General features: G+C 45.2%; 17 protein-coding genes. 12 read left to right on the forward strand and 5 right to left on the reverse strand.

Annotation, left to right across the window (positions count from 1 at the left end; genetic code table 11):
- The 6 genes from W234_RS0109030 to W234_RS0109055 form a co-directional block, all read left to right on the forward strand.
- Positions 1-1,091 (forward strand): RNA-guided endonuclease InsQ/TnpB family protein (locus W234_RS0109030; RefSeq protein WP_025646535.1); only part of this gene is annotated, 1,091 nt, incomplete at its 5' end.
- 178 nt (positions 1,092-1,269) lie between these two features.
- Entirely contained in the window at positions 1,270-2,637 is a 1,368-nt protein-coding gene (locus W234_RS0109035; protein WP_025646536.1) for a DASH family cryptochrome, read from the forward strand.
- 32 nt (positions 2,638-2,669) lie between these two features.
- Positions 2,670-3,107, forward strand: coding sequence for a DUF3429 domain-containing protein (locus tag W234_RS0109040; RefSeq protein ID WP_025646537.1), 438 nt, complete (start codon positions 2,670-2,672; stop codon positions 3,105-3,107).
- Between the two features lie 192 nt (positions 3,108-3,299).
- On the forward strand, positions 3,300-4,529 hold the full coding sequence (locus W234_RS0109045) for an NnrS family protein (protein WP_025646538.1): 1,230 nt from the start codon (positions 3,300-3,302) through the stop codon (positions 4,527-4,529).
- A gap of 27 nt (positions 4,530-4,556) precedes the next feature.
- Positions 4,557-5,087: an Rrf2 family transcriptional regulator gene (locus W234_RS0109050; protein ID WP_025646539.1), complete on the forward strand. Its 531-nt coding sequence runs from the start codon at positions 4,557-4,559 to the stop codon at positions 5,085-5,087.
- Between the two features lie 299 nt (positions 5,088-5,386).
- A complete protein-coding gene (locus W234_RS0109055) occupies positions 5,387-5,830 on the forward strand; it encodes an SRPBCC family protein (RefSeq protein WP_025646540.1) in 444 nt (147 codons plus the stop codon).
- Between the two features lie 46 nt (positions 5,831-5,876).
- Here the strand turns inward: W234_RS0109055 and W234_RS0109060 are convergent, their stop codons facing one another.
- From W234_RS0109060 to W234_RS13885, 4 genes are all read right to left on the reverse strand, one after another.
- Positions 5,877-6,188, reverse strand: coding sequence for a DUF1244 domain-containing protein (locus tag W234_RS0109060; protein ID WP_025646541.1), 312 nt, complete (start codon positions 6,186-6,188; stop codon positions 5,877-5,879).
- A 63-nt stretch (positions 6,189-6,251) separates the two neighbouring features.
- Complete coding sequence (locus W234_RS0109065; protein WP_025646542.1) at positions 6,252-6,995, reverse strand: hypothetical protein; 744 nt, start codon at positions 6,993-6,995, stop codon at positions 6,252-6,254.
- Positions 6,996-7,174: 179 nt separating this feature from the next.
- Positions 7,175-7,948 (reverse strand): hypothetical protein, encoded by a 774-nt coding sequence (locus tag W234_RS0109070; RefSeq protein ID WP_025646543.1) that lies wholly within the window; start codon positions 7,946-7,948, stop codon positions 7,175-7,177.
- 171 nt (positions 7,949-8,119) lie between these two features.
- Entirely contained in the window at positions 8,120-9,067 is a 948-nt protein-coding gene (locus tag W234_RS13885) for a dienelactone hydrolase family protein (RefSeq protein WP_025646544.1), read from the reverse strand.
- A 505-nt stretch (positions 9,068-9,572) separates the two neighbouring features.
- On the opposite strand from W234_RS13885, the gene W234_RS0109080 reads away from it, so the two are divergent.
- From W234_RS0109080 to mmsB, 6 genes are all read left to right on the forward strand, one after another.
- On the forward strand, positions 9,573-10,712 hold the full coding sequence (locus W234_RS0109080; protein ID WP_025646545.1) for an MFS transporter: 1,140 nt from the start codon (positions 9,573-9,575) through the stop codon (positions 10,710-10,712).
- A gap of 192 nt (positions 10,713-10,904) precedes the next feature.
- Complete coding sequence (locus W234_RS0109085; protein WP_025646546.1) at positions 10,905-12,575, forward strand: fatty acid--CoA ligase; 1,671 nt, start codon at positions 10,905-10,907, stop codon at positions 12,573-12,575.
- 273 nt (positions 12,576-12,848) lie between these two features.
- Entirely contained in the window at positions 12,849-14,336 is a 1,488-nt protein-coding gene (locus tag W234_RS0109090) for a CoA-acylating methylmalonate-semialdehyde dehydrogenase (RefSeq protein WP_025646547.1), read from the forward strand.
- A 46-nt stretch (positions 14,337-14,382) separates the two neighbouring features.
- A complete protein-coding gene (locus tag W234_RS0109095) occupies positions 14,383-15,543 on the forward strand; it encodes an acyl-CoA dehydrogenase family protein (protein WP_025646548.1) in 1,161 nt (386 codons plus the stop codon).
- A gap of 51 nt (positions 15,544-15,594) precedes the next feature.
- A complete protein-coding gene (locus W234_RS0109100) occupies positions 15,595-16,836 on the forward strand; it encodes an enoyl-CoA hydratase/isomerase family protein (RefSeq protein ID WP_025646549.1) in 1,242 nt (413 codons plus the stop codon).
- Between the two features lie 45 nt (positions 16,837-16,881).
- A complete protein-coding gene (gene mmsB, locus W234_RS0109105; RefSeq protein WP_025646550.1) occupies positions 16,882-17,856 on the forward strand; it encodes a 3-hydroxyisobutyrate dehydrogenase in 975 nt (324 codons plus the stop codon).
- A gap of 64 nt (positions 17,857-17,920) precedes the next feature.
- On the opposite strand, the gene W234_RS0109110 is transcribed toward mmsB, so the two are convergent.
- Positions 17,921-18,682 carry an IclR family transcriptional regulator gene (locus W234_RS0109110; RefSeq protein WP_025646551.1) on the reverse strand — a complete coding sequence of 254 codons (762 nt, stop codon included), beginning with the start codon at positions 18,680-18,682 and terminating at the stop codon, positions 17,921-17,923.
- Between the last annotated feature and the right edge of the window lie 110 nt (positions 18,683-18,792).

The raw sequence follows: 18,792 nt of genomic DNA on the forward strand, positions 1-18,792 counted from the left end.
TACGCATCAAAGACAAACACGTAAACCAGCTAAACAAAATAGCTGGGAGTGTTAACTATGCGTGGAACTATGTTAATGCGTTAAGTTTTGAGCATCTAAAGCGAACAGGTAAATTCTTTAGTGCCTACGACCTAAACGAATACACCAAAGGCAGTGGCGAACTATTAGGCTTACACTCACAAACTCTGCAAGCCATAAACGAAACTCATACCAAATCTCGTAAGCAGTTTAAAAAAGCCAAACTAAATTGGCGAACCAACCGACCCGATGCCAAGCGAAAAAGTTTAGGTTGGATTCCTTTTAAAAAGTCAGCAATCAAACATCTGCACACCAGACAAACGGGAAAGAAAGCACTTAAATCAACCATACAGCTATCGCTCTCTAAGGGTCAAAAGCTCATCATAGATGTCTTTGATAGCTACAACCTAAGCCTGTATCAAATCAACACGCTTGAGATAGTGCAAGACAGCCGTAATCGTTGGTATGCCTGTATTACCGTCAAAGATTTTCCTAGACAAGTAAGTGGGATGGGCAGCGTTGGTATTGACTTAGGCTTAAAGGAATCTGCTACCACATCAAACGGTGACAAGCTGACAACCAAACAAACGCAAAAGTGGGCTGAAAGGCTTGCAATAGCTCAACGAGCGAAAAACAAACAGCGTGTCAAAGCAATACACGCCAAAATCAAAAATTCAAGGTTAGATGCAATTCACAAATTCACCACCAAGCTTGTTAAAGACAATGCTTTGATTGTGGTTGGTGATGTTAAATCACGCTCATTCACAAGTAAGAAAACCAACCTAGCTAAATCAACATACGATGCAGGATGGTTTGAACTCAAAAGACAACTGGAATATAAATGCAAGTATGCAGGTTGTCAGCTTGAGATAGTAAATGAGAGTTACACTACCCAAACCTGTTCGCACTGCCTTAAAATAAGCGATAGTAGTCCGAAAGGTAGAGCAGATCTTGGAATAAGAGGGTGGAGGTGTGCTGAGTGTGGCACATGGCATGATAGAGATATCAATGCCGCCAAGAACATCCTTGCGGTCGGGCTTGACCGTCTTGCAGAAGGAATCCCCTCACTTTAGGGAGGGGAGGAAGTCAATCTAGTCGTTATATTTAAAACTATTCGCCAATACTAAGCCCGCTTTTAACACGCCATATACTGTATCTTATTTTTTATCACATTATAGTTACTCTTAACAGTAACTATTATTAGTTAAGGTTTAGTAATAGCTAAGTACAATTACAAATGGCAGATTAGATATGACTAATGAGCAAAATAAAAACGTAGTAATGGTGCTATTTCACAACGATTTGCGTATTCATGACAATGCGACATTGAGTAAAGCGGCTGAGCAGGCCAAATCAGGCAACCTTAAGTCAGGTTATCTACTGCCGGTATATGCTGTCGATTTGACTGAGGCACTCAATCAAGAGGCTTGGGGTCAGGCTTATCATTTCGATAAGCTTGGGCATGCCCGCCAGCAGTTTATCAATGAAAGTTTGATCGATTTAGACAGGTCTTTGCAGAGTCTTGGGAGTCAATTACTGTATTTGCGACAAGCGGATAAAGAATCAAGCGCCAATACTTTTAATCAGTTATGCCAGCTCATAGAGCAGCAGCAAGTGAGCGATATTTTTGTCAGTGATAGTGCCGATTATGCGCAGTTAAACGTTTATAATTTGTTGCGCGCTAAGTATACTAATATTGCTTGGCATAGTGAGTCGATCAACACCTTGTATCCTATAATGCCGACCAAAGAGCTACCGCAAAGCTTTACTCAGTTTCGTAAAAAAGTCGAATATGCTCAAGATTTACTCAAAGCTGAAACAGATTTAGTAATAACCGAAACCCCAAGATCGCTGTCACCATTGCCTGAAGCACTGATTAATGAGTCAAAGTATGCTCTGCAATTACCCTCAGTTGACAAACCAAATCCTAATGACGAAAAAGATAAACCCAAATATCAAGGCGGTGAAAGTGCTGCGCTGAATCATCTAAAAAGCTATTTTGCTTCTAACGCCCCAAGCAGCTATAAAACCACCCGTAACGCTTTGGATGAGTGGACGCATTCAACGAAGTTCTCAGCTTGGCTTGCTAATGGCACACTATCAGTAAAGGTATTGCTCAATCGTCTGCGTCAGTACGAGCGCGAAGTCGTGGCCAATGGCTCAACTTATTGGATCTGGTTTGAGCTATTGTGGCGTGAGTATTTTTACTGGTATGCCATAGAGCATCAAGAAGATTTATTTTTATTTAAAGGTATTGGCGATTATAGACCTTCGACGCGTCATGATGATCAGCGTTTAGCGCAGTGGCAAAATGGTGAGACTAAATATCCAATTATTAATGCTTGTATGTGCCAGCTCAATCACACTGGTTATATGTCGAATCGTGGTCGGCAGCTGGTGGCGAGCTGTTTTATTCATGAGCTAGGTCTTGATTGGCGTTATGGCGCAGCCTACTTTGAGCAGCAGCTGATCGATTATGATGTTGGGAGCAATTGGGGCAACTGGCAATACTTAGCAGGAGTAGGGGCGGATCCTCGCGGCTCTAGGCAGTTCAATCTAAAAAAACAAACCCAGCAGCATGATCCTAATGGCGAGTTTATGGATAAATGGCTGTCATAATGAATTCTAATATGTAGTGTGAGTTGTCAATCATGAAAAAACTCAGTCCTTATCTAACCTTTGCCGGTAGCATTCCCTTTATCGCTTGCGCCATCTTACTCATAGTAGGAGTCGATAGTGTTTTAGCTTTAGGAAAAACTAGCAATATTCTAGCGACTTACGGCTTAGTGATTGCCACCTTTATGGCTGGGGCGCAGTGGGGTAATCATTTGGCTTTAGCGGACGATAACCCTTGGGCTGCAAGGTTGCCTATCTTGAGTAACCTGATAACTTTGGTATTATGGTTTGGCTTTTTACTGTTATCGACAGCGGCTTTTATTTGGCTGTTAGTGATAGGGTTTATCAGCTTACTACTCATTGATTATGGACTTAATCAAGCGAGTATCATCACCACTAAATACTTTAGCGTTAGAAAGTATGTGACTTTGATTGTTGTTATCTCATTGATAATTTCTGTAGTACAAATATAAATAATTAAGAATATTTCATTGAGTGCTATATATGAGCTACCATTTAGGAGGCTCTTTTTTGTGATTTAAAAATTCTAGCTAGCTTCTCACGTATTAAAAGAATGACAGACATTGAATAACTTATAACATTCATTTAAAATGAATCTTAAATAACAGTTATTTAAATGAATCACTAATCATAAGCTGAACGCTATGCAAGCAATCAAATTACCGACGCAGCCACCAAGCTCACCGCATCCTATTCTCAATCTTAGTTTTCGCGTTTTCTTTAGTGGGGCGGCAGTCTTTGCAGTACTTATCATGACTTTATGGGCGTTCGTTTTTACCGGTCATACTGATATCGCCGCGCAGACATTGAATCCGCTGTATTGGCATGGTCATGAGATGATTTATGGGTATGCTTTAGCCGTGGTCGCAGGTTTTTTATTGACCGCTGTGCAGACTTGGACTGGGGTGAAGATGCCTTATGGCTATAAGCTGCTAGCTGTTTTTAGCTATTGGTTAATCGCGCGCTTGAGCTGGTTGGCCTTTGGCTTAGGTCTAGATATTGGTGCGGGGCTACTACTATTAGCGGCTATATTTGATATGTTGTTTGTCGCCTCAATGGCATGGGTAGTGTTTCGAGCAGTACTGCAAGTTAAGCAATACAAGCAAATGGGGATTTTGGCCAAACTTGCGCTACTCACCTTAGGCAACGGACTGTGCTATTGGGGCATTTTTGCTAATGATATGACTGTCACTAAGATAGGGGTGTATTTAGGGTTTTATCTAATTATCGGCTTGGTGTTGACGATTGGCCGGCGCGTGGTACCGTTTTTTATTGAGCGCGGATTGGCCCATGATGGTATTGATGTCAAAGTGCGCAATAGCAAATGGCAAGATGTCTTGAGTCTGGTTTTTTTCTTGACTTTTTTTATCATTGATCTATTTTATCCTAATAAATATCTGCTCACTATCACTGCTCTTGGCGTCGCTATAGTCAATCTCATACGTTTAGCCGGTTGGTATCACCCAAAGATCTGGCAAAAGCCTTTACTTTGGTCATTGTATTTAGCGTTTTTTGGCATGTGTTTGAGCTTTATCTTATACGCTTTGCAGCCTTGGCTTGGCTTTAGTCACAGTCTGGCGGTACACGCTTTATCTATCGCTGGCGTTGGTATGATGACACTGGCGATGATGGCGCGAGTATCACTAGGGCATACAGGGCGCAATATTCATCAGCCGCCAAAGATGGTCAATGTGATGTTTGCGCTCATGGTATTAGTATTTGTCAGCCGCGCATTTTTACCTATTATCGCTGTCGAACATTACTTATTATGGGTGATGATTGCGCAAGGCGCTTGGATTAGCTGCTTTGTACTATTTTGCATCAGCTATTTACCGATATTGTCCAAGCCCAGACCAGATGGTTTGTTTGGTTGAATTTGAATTGTTAAGGAGCATTTGCCCATGAAGTTGACGAACTATAGTGATTATGCGCTGCGCTCCTTAATCTATCTAGCCGTAAAGCCTGAGCCGCAGGCTTTAGCGAACATCAGTGATATTGCTAACAGCTATGATATCTCGAGAAGCCATCTGACAAAGATTATTCATCAATTAGGTCAATTGGGTTATATAGAGACGATCCGCGGTAAAAATGGCGGTATCAGGCTTGCCCGTGCGCCTGAAAATATCAATTTAGGTATACTCATTAAGCAGATAGAGCCGGACTTTGCGTTGGTTGAGTGCTTTGCAGCAACTGTACCTAAGACTGATGCCACGACGCAACAAGGCTTACCGATAACCTTGATTGATGAAACGGCTGATGAGATAGCTAACAAGGCCTCATCAGTTATAAAGCAAGGCTGCGTCATCAGTCCTGTATGTCGATTAAAGGGGGTGTTTTTTGAAGCCCTTACTGCTTTTGTTAGCGTTTTAGAGGGCTATACTTTAGCTGATATCATTAATAATAAAATTGAATTAAAGGCTTTGTTATCTTAATTCAGTATTCGTGCTAAACATCAGAAGCGATAAAACATCTAGCTTGGATGCATATAAGCAGCGATATCATGTAATAGCGTACTGCTTTGTAGTAAAAGTTGTGCTATAACAATATATAACTAGCCTAAATATAGTCGATGCACTCTAAAAAGCGCATAGCGCTACTGGGATGAATTTTGCGCAGCCTCTGGGAACGCAGCACGCAAGTAAAATTTATACCAGTAGCGCGTTTAAATTTATATAACAGTTTTATTTTCAACTGACTATAGCTTCTCATTTCCCATAAAAGAGATAATCCGATGTTTAAAATAAAAGTAGAGCGTACCGTAAATAAACCGATTGATGAGGTGTTTGAAGCCATAAGCGATCATGCCAGTTATGGATTATTCAAAGCGGTAGGGACGGCTAAGCTACTAACAAAAGGCGATGACGAGCGTAACGGCGTTGGTGCTTTACGTATCATTCAGACGGGGCCAGTCAAATTTTGGGAGCGAATTACGGCGTTTGAGCGTCCGACTCATATGCAGTACAAGATTGAAAAAGCCAGACCTGTTAAAGTGGATCACCGCAAAGGAAGCATAGATTTAAAAGATTTAGGCGATGGTACTACGCAGGTAACATGGATATCTGAAGGTCGATTAGTGATACCATTACCCCTGATCGGCCGCTTGCTTGATCGCAAGATGCAAAAACAAGGTACGGTAGGGTTTAGTAGTATACTCAAATCCATAGAAAGCCGCTAATTTAGCGGCTTCGTCTATTTTAAATTTTGAGCTGTATCTCGTAATCCTATTCTGCTTTGTTCTTAGCCGCTTCAAGCTCATTGAAGCGCGCTAACTGCTCAGGTGTGGCTGGCTGTTGATACTTCTGCTTCCACTCAGAGTAGGGCATACCATAGATCAGCTCACGAGCGTCTTCATAGTCAATGTCGATACCACGCTCCTCGCCAGCCGCTTTATACCACTTGGACAAGCAGTTGCGACAAAAGTCAGCAAGGTTCATCAGCTCGATATTTTGTACATCTTTACGCTCATCTAAATGAGCAAGTAAACGGCGAAATGCCGCAGCTTCTAGTTCGATATTGGACTCTAGTTTTGCCATAGTTTTTCCTTATCTTTACTGTGCATCTATAAATGCAGAGGTTTTTATTAAACTTAATCTTCCTTAAGCATTTTCAAGCTTAGGGCGAGCCTTATTTACGGCTTTAAGTAACGCTTCTTCAAACTCGCCTTGTTTAAATTTGACTAAGTAAGAGTGCGCGGCGCAGAAGTTACGTACGTCCCAGTCATGAGCAATTTGAGTCGCCCAGTCACAGTACTCTTTGCCGGCATTAGACTCGTCTTTAAGCGCTTTTTTGGTAGTAGGATGCAGCATCACCTCTGGCAACATTTTTTCGAGCAATTTAGAAGGAGGGCTCATAAAGGTATCATCGACGTGTAGGCTTTTACTCGCAGGATGATAAGCCAATAACGAGCCGGCATGAATCATCTCATTAGCATGGATATAATCGATGCCTTGCGACATAGAGAACTCAAGCTCAGGATAGCGCTCAGCGACTGCCGTACTTTCAACCAAATCCTCGCTCCACTCAACCTCAGGCACTTGTTTGGCGTGGCGAGTACTGCCATAAAAGATTGCTTGCGGAAAATCTTTTGCCATCTGTGCGCAGTGAACCGTGTGGAATGGATGTACGTTCAGTACCGCTTCGACGTCTTGACCGTTATTAGTCAATGCCATCACTTTATCGCGCACTTCACCTGTCAGCTTATAGCTGTCTAAGAAGATAAACTTGCCGGACTCTAATTTGACAAGCGAGCACTGCGTACCGATATTGATAACGCCGCCGATGCGAAACTCGCCGCGTATGTTCCAAAACCCTGACCCTAGATCATGTATCTTTTCTGCCATGGTTATTCTCCTCAATGATGTTAATAATTTTAATTGTAAACTCTATGATAGTACATCGTTTGATAAACAAGTCACTAGTAAATAGTAATGGATTCAAGCCGCTAGTATCGTTACACAACTTTTGTAACTTGTCCCAAGCTTTACAGTTGCCGTAACTGCATATCGATTAGGCCTTTCGATTAAGTCTGGCTAGAGGCCGCTTCTAAATCAGCGCGCGCGTTATCAATTCTCGATAGCAATGCAGCTTCAAACTCACCTTCTGCAAAAACGACTAGACCAGAATGGGCCCCGCAAAAGTTACGCACCTCTCGCCACTCGTGAGCAAGCTTTGTCGCCCAGTCGCAGTACGCTTTGCCAGCATCAGGCTCATCTTTTAATGCTTTAAGTGTGGTCGCATGTAGGTTGATACCGGCTTGCACATCATTAAACTTCTTTGATGGCGGTATCTCAAAGGTATCGTCGACATAGATGCTTTGACTAGCAGGGTGATAAACCAATAGTGAGCCTGAATGTACGGAGTCGTTAGAGGAGATATAATCAATACCTTTTGGTAAGGAGAACTCAAGCTCAGGATAGCGCTGGGCTACAGCTTCGCTTTCTACATAATCCTCGCTCCAGTTGACCTCGGGTACCTGCTTATGATGGCGAGCACTACCATAAAAAGTAGCGTGCGGAAAATCCTTGGCGACTTTTGCACAGTGTACAGTGTGAAAAGGATGTACATTGAGCACCGCTTCAATATCTTTACCATTATTGGTCAGCGCCAGCACTTGCTCGCGCACCTCACCAGTTAAAGTATAGCTATCTAGCAAAATAAACTTCCCTGATGCTAGCTTAACGAGCGCTGATTGATTACCGATATCGACCATACCATTTCTGACAAAAGAGCCTCTAATGTTCCAAAACCCAGCGCCTAGGTCATGTATCTGATCTTTTTTAAATTCTTCTGACATATAAGCCTCTATAGTGAATGACGTTCACGAATGTATAAAAGTAGTCTTTTAAGTGGTTTTTGAATAATTCTTTTTATTCATTCGGGAACCATAATACGCTTAATTAGATAGACTTATCCCTACGGTAACTGTTGTTGTACAGGGAACATACAAGCCAAGTATGTAAGTCAGTTACGGACAGTCAGCGTAATCATAATTCGATATACGCGGGCTTATGCTATAGTCTTCTCGACCACATAAGAACTGATCAAAGCGGGTATCGCCATTGATATGACGCTGCATCCACGCGATACTAGGCTTGCTTAGTAGCTTTTCATTCAAGCGGTAACTTGGACAGAGATGGCTGGCGTTATTGACCTCAATCTTCATCTTAGGCCCTGTCGCTTGTTTATAAAACAAATTGGTATACTTGTTATTAGCCGCAATAACATCGTACTCACAGGAGATAACAAAAGTCGGCGTTGTTACTTCACCATAGCTTCTATCATGATAAGGGGCGAGTGGCATAATGGCGCGTACGTTGCTATGCGTAGATGCTAGTTTGAGCGCGCCGCCCCCGCCCATGGACCAACCAATTGCCCCTAAGCGATCAGGATCTACTATATTGCCTACGGTATTATCGCTGATTACATAATCTAAAGCATGGCTTAGCTGCTTAGCGCGGCTATCGGGTCTATCATAAATAGAGTTGGTATTCATTGTAATCACGACAAAGCCCCAAGCAGCTAGGCGGGGTCCCAACCATTTAATCGACGATTCATAAGAGACGTAGCCAGGTATCACAGCAATTGCGCCCAAACGTCCGCAGTTGCTAGCGTTAGTCGGATAGTAAATAGTGCCACCGCCAAAGCCGTCTACTAACTCACGTGGTACTTTTTTGCTAGCAATGTTAAAGGGTCCGTTATTTTTTGTTTGACTTAAATTATCAGCGCTAATTGCACTGTCAGGAATACAAGTTACATCTTGGTTGAGCGATGCTACCGACGTTGAGGTTGGCGTTGGCACTGTCTGTGTCGTTTCTGTTAGTGCAATCTTAGCTGAAGCAGGCGCTGTAGACAGTAGCGCGTAGGTAGCTATTATGATTGTAGCTATACTCAAACGCGTTAGGCAATTTATCATAGTAGTTGTCTTTTGATAGTTGTCTTTTAAAAAGTTCAGTGCATTGCTTAATAGTCAATCTTAACAAGAGAGTAAGCTGATAAAAGCCGATTTATAGTAGGTTTTAATAGTTAATATGTCAAAGGGAGCGATGTATAAGCTTAGGACTTGTTGGACGTTGTTTTGCTGGACGTTTAAGAATGTCCATACTCAGATAGAACACCGAGCCACTTGAGAGCCTAGGTGATAAGTATCAATAACATTTTGTGCCCTTAAAACCGATATCGCTTGTGCTATAGTGCTTCATTAATTAATAAGCGCTAAGGGTTAGTAGGTAATTAAAATACCTAGAGCGCTACTTTCTTTTTACTTACGCTTTTTAGCGTCCAATACAGTTAGCACTATTTTGAAACCAATACATCATACAACAAGTCGCAACGTCGCCGACGCTCACCACTCAAACGGCGAGAGAGCATATCACGCAAACACGCCACACCATTCGCCTTCGTGGGTATTAAAGCTGACCATGGGGCTTATCGGCATGTTTGCTTTTTTGCAGGTCTATTCTGTGCAGGCTATCTTGCCAGTGCTTATCACAGATTTTGCTGCCACGGAAGTACAGGCGGGTATGGTGGTTGGCGCGACGGTACTGGCGATTGCAATTATGTCGCCTTTTTTGGGCATGCTGTCTGATGCTGTCGGCCGTAAGGTGTTTATTGTTGGTGCTTTATTGTTTTTGACGCTACCAACGGCGCTTATCGCTCAAAGCCCGAGCATCGGCTGGATGGGGGTTTGGCGGTTTTTGCAGGGGTTGTCTGTACCCGGTATCACGGTGGTGACGATTGCTTATATCGGCGAGGAGTTTGAGGGGCGTGCGGTCACAGAGCTGATGTCGTTTTATGTATCAGGCTCTGTACTCGGCGGCTTTATGGGCCGGTTTTTGCTGGGGCATTTGCATGAGCTGATCGGCTGGCGTGCAGGCTATTATGTGATGGCGGCGATGACGCTACTTGGCGCTTTATGGGTTACTAAGATGCTGCCTGCGTCGCGGCAGTTTGTGGCCAATCCAAACTTTCGCTCGGCGATACAGACGCTCGGCTCGCACTTAGTCAATCGTTACGTGGTCACCGCCTGCTTACTTGGCGCTTGCGTGCTATTTTCACTGGTGGGCTGTTTTACCTTTATTAATTTATATCTCGCTGATACACCATACAATCTCGGCACCGGCGCACTTGCGAATATTTTTGCCGTTTATCTGATAGGGGTGATCATTACGCCGCTATCGACTATTCTATTGCGCCGCTTTGGCTCAGCGCGCACGATTATAGTGGCGGTCATTATCTCGATGCTTGGAGTGTTGTTGACGCTAGCGACGCCTTTATGGCTGATCGTTATCGGTCTAGGGGTGATGTCCTCAGGGGTGTTTGTGACTCAATCGGCGACCATCAGCTATATCGCGGTCAATGTTAAACAAGGCCGCTCGCTAGCCTCAGGGCTATATTATTTATTCTATTACGCAGGCGGCACGGTAGGCGCTTGGCTTTGCGGTCTAGCTTATGCTTATGGGCAATGGCAATTTACGGTATGGCTGCTATTATTCGTACAAGTATTAGCGCTGCTGATTGCAAGTTTTGGCATGATAAAAACCAAGTCAAAAGCTGCTTAGCCTATACAGCTATGATCGCTTGTTAGCCTACCACTTACGCAAGCTCACTTTACAGCGCATTTAAATTTTTTTAGTATTAAGCGTATCTTGATTTGAAATTATTAGTATTCAAATGGCCAAAACCTGCAAACTGAATTACTAAGCCATGTTAAGACACGAAAATAACGAACACCCTCAAAGGAAATGAGATTTATGTCAAATGCTTATCATAGCGCCCCGTCTGCTTACGATTATCCGCTGATTATCAAGCAGCTATTGAACCGTGCTAAGACGGTCTCGCAAGCCCAAGAAATCATCTATGCCGACAAAAAACGCTTTACTTATAGCGAGTTCTTTACCCGTATTAACCGCCTAGCCAATGTCTTAGATAGTCTTAACCTGGACGCAGGGGACGTCATCGCTGTTATGGACTGGGACAGTCATCGCTATCTTGAGTCCTACTTCGCGATTCCGATGTCTGAATATGTGCTGCAAACGGTGAATATTCGTCTGTCGCCTGAAAAGGTGCTATATACGGTTAATCACGCCAAACCAAAAGTGCTGATGCTTAATTCTGAATTTGCGCCTTTAGTCAAAGACTATCAGTTCGAAAACTCCAGTATCGAGCACATTATCTGGCTTGATGATAATGGCACCACAGTTGAAGGGGTGTTCGGTGATAATCAAAGCCGCGTCATTGGTGAGTATGAGACGCTATTAGCAGATGCCAGTGATGAGTTTGAGTTTCCAGATTTTGATGAAAATACTATCGCCACTACCTTTTATACTTCAGGTACCACAGGTAATCCTAAAGGCGTTTTCTTTAGCCATCGTCAGCTAGTACTGCACAGCATGGCGGAGGCGGCAACCTTAGGAATGCTCCCAGATAAGCAAGGCGTCAGCTATGGCGACGTCTATATGCCGATGACGCCGATGTTCCATGTGCATGCGTGGGGCTTTCCTTATACTGCGACGATGACAGGTCTCAAGCAAGTTTATCCAGGTCGTTATGCGCCTGATACTTTGCTCGATCTCATCATCAATGAAAAGGTCAGCATTACGCATTGTGTTCCGACGATACTACAAATGGTGCTAAAAGAAGCCCAAGATCGCAATAAGAGCTTTAACGGTCTAAAAATGATCATCGGCGGCTCGCGATTGACCGAAGGATTAGCCAAAGCGGCTCTCGCGCAAGATATCGAAGTCTACACAGGTTACGGTATGTCAGAGACTGCGCCGCTCATTGGTCTGACCGAGTTCACTATCGATGAGCCTGAGATGAGTGTTGATGAAGATATCACCCGCCGCTGCATGTCAGGCAAACCTGTAATGATGGTCGATGCGCAAGTGTGGAGTACCGATAATAAATCAGTTGGTACAGGCGCAGACAATACTGGTGAGCTGGTGCTACGTGCGCCTTGGCTGACGCAAAGCTACTTCAAAAACGACGATGCCGGTACTGAGCTGTGGGAAAACGGCTACATGCACACTCAAGATATCGCTTATATGACCAAAGACGGCTACTTCAAAATCACCGATCGTCTCAAAGACGTGATCAAATCAGGCGGCGAGTGGATATCCTCGCTCGAGATTGAGACTATCTTGTCGCTGCACCCAGCAGTAGCCGATGTCTCGGTCATTGGCGTCCCTGATAAAAAATGGGGCGAACGTCCGGTAGCCCTGATCGTTCTCAAACCGAGCCATCAAGACACCACTGCTGATGATATTATAGCGGTTGCTGAGCAAGCGGTTGCTAAAGGTATCATTCCTAAATATGGCATCCCGAGTGAGTTTCAATTCTTCGATGATCTGCCTAAAACCTCAGTCGGTAAACACGATAAAAAAGTCATGCGTGACGAGTATAACGAGCAGAATAAAGGCTAATCGGCTTGCTTTAAGTGGCTGTGTTTATTTTATTGATGAATGATAAGTCTATTATCAGCTCGTAAAAAGCTCATGAGTATTCATGGGCTTTTTTTTAGTTTAACAAGCGATTTGTATTCACTCACAGCCAGATGCCTTAAAGCGCTTGACCTTAATTTGACATTGTTGTTATAGTCGATGACCATCAAATTGTTAATCTACTCTTCACTGACAGCTCAATCGCTATCTTTCATAATATATTTTGTGATGACTCAAACAAGATAAGGATATCTTATGCATCATGTTCAACAGCTCATCAATGGTGAGTTCAGCCAATCTAACACTAGCGAATGGATTGATATTTCTGATCCTGCCACTCAAGACATCATTGCTAAAGTACCACAAAGCACCGATGATGAGATCAACGAAGCCGTCGCCACTGCCAAAGCTGCATTTGCGACTTGGCGCAAAACGCCTATCACCACTCGTGCGCGTATCTTCTTAAAGTATCAAGCACTCATTCGTGAGCACATGGATGAGCTTGCGCAAATTCTAACCGCCGAGCAAGGCAAAACCCTTGCTGATGCGCGCGGTGATGTGTTTCGTGGTTTAGAAGTGGTCGAACATGCGGCGGGTATCGCTAACCTGCAAATGGGCGACTTTGTCGAAAACGTCGCCTCAGATGTAGATACTTATAGCATTTGGCAGCCGCTTGGCGTATGCGCGGGTATCACGCCGTTTAACTTTCCAGCGATGATTCCACTATGGATGTTCCCGATGGCCATCGCCACGGGCAACACCTTTATCTTAAAGCCCTCTGAGCAAGATCCAATGGTGACTATGCGTTTAGTCGAGCTAGCAGTAGAGGCGGGCGTGCCAAAAGGGGTATTGAACGTCGTGCATGGCGGCAAGCCAACCGTTGACGCTATCTGCGATCATCCTGACATCAAGGCGGTGTCTTTTGTCGGTTCTACCGCAGTTGGCAAACATGTCTATGAGCGCGCAAGTCGGTCAGGTAAACGCGCTCAGTGTATGATGGGCGCCAAAAATCATGGCGTCATCTTGCCTGATGCCAATAAAGAGCAAACGCTAAACCAGCTCGCAGGCGCGGCCTTTGGGGCAGCAGGACAGCGCTGTATGGCTTTGTCAGTTGTGGTGTTGGTCGGCGCAGCAGGCGAGTGGATCGATGACATCAAAGCCAAAGCTGAAACTTTAGTAGTCTCTGCAGGTAAGAACGACAAAGATCTAGGCCCGCTCATCTCGCCTGCGGCAAAAGCTCGCGTTGAGCATTTAATTAATACAGGAGTCGAGGAAGGCGCAAGCTTACTTCTGGATGGTCGCGGTATTCAGGTCGAAGGATTTGAGAAAGGCAACTTCGTTGGACCGACGATCTTTGATCATGTCACAAGTGAGATGCAGATTTACCAACAAGAAATCTTTGGTCCAGTGCTTTGTATCATGCGCGTGGGTAGCTTAGATGAAGCTATTGAGCTGATTAATAATAATCCTAACGGTAATGGCACTGCTATTTTTACTCAGTCAGGAGCGGCGGCGCATAAATTCCAGCAGGACGTCATGGTCGGTCAAATCGGTATTAATTTACCGATTCCTGTACCGCTACCTATGTTCTCGTTCTCAGGCTCACGCGCTAGCAAGCTTGGCGATTTAGGACCTTATGGCAAGCAAGCAGTGCAGTTCTATACGCAAACCAAAACAGTCACCGCGCGCTGGTTCGATGATGAAGCAAGCCGGGGCAAAGTCAATACTACCATCTCAATGTAAGCTGTATTGTAAGCTACATTTTGCCGCACTATTTAAGGATAACTGCATGGATTTTTCCCTAACCGACGATCAAGTAGCTTTTGAGCACAGCGCTCGTCAGTTCGCATTAAAAGAGCTAAGACCCAACGCTGCTGAATGGGATCGCAGCTCGTACTTTCCTATTGAGGTCATCAAAAAATCAGGAGAGCTTGGCTTTTTAGGCCTTTATACCAATCCTAATTATGAGGGTCTAGGCTTGCCGCGCTTGGACTCAGCGATGGTGTTTGAGGCGCTAGCTTGGGGCGACACTGCGGTGGCTTCTTATATGAGCATCCATAACATGGTGTCATGGATGATTGGAGAGTATGGTCATGACGCGCTATGCCAGCAGTATCTGCCGAAGATGGTCAATGGCGAGTGGTTAGGCAGCTATTGTCTGACAGAGCCAAATGCAGGCTCTGATGCGGCGTCCTTACGCACCAAGGCGGATAGACAAGGCGATTATTACGTCCTCAATGGCGAGAAAACCTTTATCTCAGGGGCGGGGTCAACTGATGTGTTGGTCGTCATGGCGCGCACAGGTGATACAGGTGCTAAGGGCGTTTCTGCCTTTGTAGTCGATGCCCAAAGCGACGGCATTGAGTATGGTAAAAACGAGCATAAAATGGGTTGGAAAGCGCAGCCGACGCGTACTATTAGCTTTAACAATGTCAAAGTCCCTGCATCCAACTTATTAGGTGCTGAAGGTCAAGGCTTTAGCATCGCCATGAAAGGTCTTAATGGCGGGCGTATTAATATCGGTATCTGTGCGGTAGGCACAGCGCAGGCCGCGCTTGAAACGGCGACGAGCTACGTCAAAAACCGCCAGCAGTTTGGCAAGCCAATAGCAGGCTTTCAATCCGTACAATTCAAGCTTGCCGATATGCTCACGCAAACCATAACCGCAAGACAAATGATCTATCTGGCCGCTAGTAAAGTTGATAACAACGACCCGCAAGCGGCAACTTATTGCGCCATGGCAAAACGCTTGGCTACCGATTTGAGCTTTGAAGTCGCTAATGAAGCGTTACAACTGCATGGCGGCTACGGTTATCTCAACGAGTATCCGCTTGAGCGTCATGTGCGCGATCTGCGCGTGCATCAAATACTAGAAGGGACTAATGAGATCATGCGCGTCATCGTATCCCGGCAGATGTTGCAAGACGACGCTCTTAGCTCTTTGCGTTAGCAGCCTTTTCTAGCCCGTTTTTAAATTCTATAAAGTTTCATAGGTCGTTTTATGAGCACAAATAATCAATCTAATAATCAAAGCATTGCTTCTCCAGAGCAAGAAGCTGCAGTACTTTTCGAGACCCAAGAGACGCATTGCGGTCATCAGCTTGGCATTATGACTTTAAACAGCCCAAAGTCGCTTAATGCTTTGAGCGTTGAGATGTGTCAACTGTTATCACAGCAGCTCGAAGCTTGGCAGACGGACAGCCAAATAGTCGCCATCATTCTTAAAGGCGCAGGTGACAAAGCCTTCTGCGCTGGCGGAGATATTCGCAAGCTTTACGACAGTATGTCAGAGTCTGCACCACTGCCCAATCCTTATGCAACCGAGTTTTTTGGTCATGAGTATCGCCTCTATCGGCAAATGCACTTTTATCCCAAACCGCTGATTTTATGGGGTGACGGGATTATTATGGGCGGCGGTATGGGACTGATGGCAGCTTGTAGCCATCGTATCGTCACCGAGCGTACTCGCTTTGCGATGCCTGAGATTACCATAGGTCTGTTCCCTGATGCTTCTGGTAGTTGGTTCTTGCAGCGTATGCCTGCTCATACAGGGCTGTTTTTAGGTCTGACCGGCGCTATGTGCCATGCCGGCGACGCCATCATTGGTAACTTGGCTGAATACTATGCCCAAAGTGGCGACTATGAATCTATCATTGAGCGCCTAAAAGCTGCCGATTGGCGCGCGGAGATGGAGCAAGGCTTTGGTAGGTTGCCAAGTGTTGCTAGTCGCGCTTTAGCGGCACAGCCAGCGACTGACCTGCCTGAGAGTCATTTGGCCAAATATTGGCAAACCATTAATAAGCTTATGAATAGTGGCGGGTTAGCTGAGATTGATCATCTGCTACAAAACGATGACGCTCTAGCTAAGATTGATGCTGACTTTGCTGCCGATAAATGGACACAAAAAGCGCTGGCAACTTATCGTCACGGCTGCCCAGTAACCGCCGCTTTGACTTATGCGCTGTATTATAAAGTCAGCGCTTTATCACTAGAGCAAGTGCTGTATTTAGAAGCCAATGTCGCCGTGCACTGCGCAGCCAATCCTGACTTTAGAGAAGGGGTGCGCGCGCTGCTCATTGATAAGGATAAAGCGCCGCAGTGGTCACGCACCTTAGCGGACTGCCTAAGCGCTGAGGGACAAGCGTATATTGAGTCGCATTTCGACAACCCTTATGCCCCTTATCAGCATCCCTTGCAAGATTGGCTTACCGCTGATGCTTTAGGCGCGCAGCATGTACGCTAGACTTTATTGAGTCAATAACCGATAACGACATCAAGGAATGATGGAATGAATAAAACTGCAAACGCAAGTGAGTCAGTCAAGGACAAAAAGCCTAACATCGCTTTTATTGGCTTAGGTAATATGGGCGCGCCAATGGCACAGAACCTGCTAAGCGCAGGCTACGCGCTGAGCGTCTATGATTTATCTTTGGCTGCGACCGAGCGTCTACAGCAAGCAGGCGCTAGGGTGGCAGATAGCCCGCAGCAAGCGGCTGCTAATGCGCAAGTAGTGATTAGTATGCTGCCCGCAGGCGAGCATGTGCTATCAGTGTATTTAGGAAGTAGCGAGAATGATGAAGAGCAAGCAGGCGGCGAACAGAAACAAGGACTGCTATCTCATCTTGCTAAAGACACCTTAGTGATTGACAGTAGCACCATTGCTGCAGCAGACGCTAGGCAAGTCGCAGCTGCGGCAAGTGCGCTTGGTATAGACTTTTTGGATGCGCCAGTATCAGGGGGCACCGGCGGGGCAATAGCAGGTAGTTTGACTTTTATTGTAGGCGGCGAAGCTGAGGCTTTTGCTAGAGCCGAACCTATCCTTACCGCCATGGGCAAAAATATCTTTCATGCAGGCGAGCACGGCGCCGGACAAGTGGCTAAGATCTGCAACAATATGCTGCTTGGTATCTTAATGACAGGCACGGCAGAGGCGATAAACCTCGGCGTCAAAAACGGCTTAGATGCCAAAGTACTCTCGGATATTATGCTACAAAGCTCAGGGCGCAATTGGACACTAGAGGTCTACAACCCTTATCCGCAAGTGATGGATAATGTCCCCTCTAGCCACCACTATCAAGGCGGCTTTATGAGTAAGCTGATGCAAAAGGATTTAAACCTTGCGCTGCAAACGGCTAGGCAGACTGAGGTCGACACGCCAATGGCACAGCGAGCCGCGCAGCTGTATAGCGCTCATACTGGCGAGCATGGTGACAAGGACTTCTCGAGCATTATGGCTATTCATGATCCATCAGTACTGCCTTAACAGCGTAAAGACGTGAGCACATTTTATTAGAGTACCGTTACAGAGTGATAGCCACATCCGCTGATCATTTCATTTCAAACTCATAGCACAGCGTTTGGATATTCTGCGCCGCGACTCTAAGTCTGGGTACGTGTGTCTGAAGCGCTTCTAAAGAGACGCGGATAGTAGGTGCATTTACAAATAAAGATGCCAAATAGCGTGAGTCCTTATCGAGTATAGGCACGGCTACTGATAAGGCCTCAGAGATAAACTCTTCGTTGTCTATGCCGACGCCTGACTTCGCGATAGTGTCTAATTCAGCAGTTAAAGCATCAACATCGGTAAAGGTGTTTTCAGTAAACCTATCAAGTGGGAGCTGTCGCAGCATCTTCGCACGGGTTTGCGTAGGCAGAAGACTAAGATAGAGCTTACCCGTTGCGGTACACCACATTGGCGACTGAGAGCCGGCTGGTAAATAGATCTGGATAGGCCGATCAGTCTGTACGCGATTGGTATATAGCATGCTCATCTGATGCGGTACAGCGATGCCGCAGCTCTCCTTTATATCATCCACCAATCCTTGTAGTATCAACTGCCGCTCCTGAAAGAACTGCTTTTGTTGCCACAGCTCTATACTCAGATTACGTACGCGCTTGCCTGGTATTATTCCGCCTCCTATATCCACTCCAATAAACCCTTCTTCGACCAAAGTCTGTATCAACCGGTGAATAGTAGGTTTTGGAATGTCTAAATCCTTTGACAGCTCAAGGGGTGAGAGCGGTCTTTGGGCATAAGATACGGCTTCTACAATCTCTAATACACGAGTAATAGATGATACTTTAGGCATAATATTGGCTCGATAGTTAAGGGGTGTCATTCATGCGATTGCTCAGCAGGCAACTCGCTAATCTCGTTTTGCATAAAGAGTATAGCTTACTATTTTCATAATCTAGGCAG

It is taken from the genome of Psychrobacter sp. TB15, assembly GCF_000511655.1.
GTDB classification, from domain to species: domain Bacteria; phylum Pseudomonadota; class Gammaproteobacteria; order Pseudomonadales; family Moraxellaceae; genus Psychrobacter; species Psychrobacter submarinus.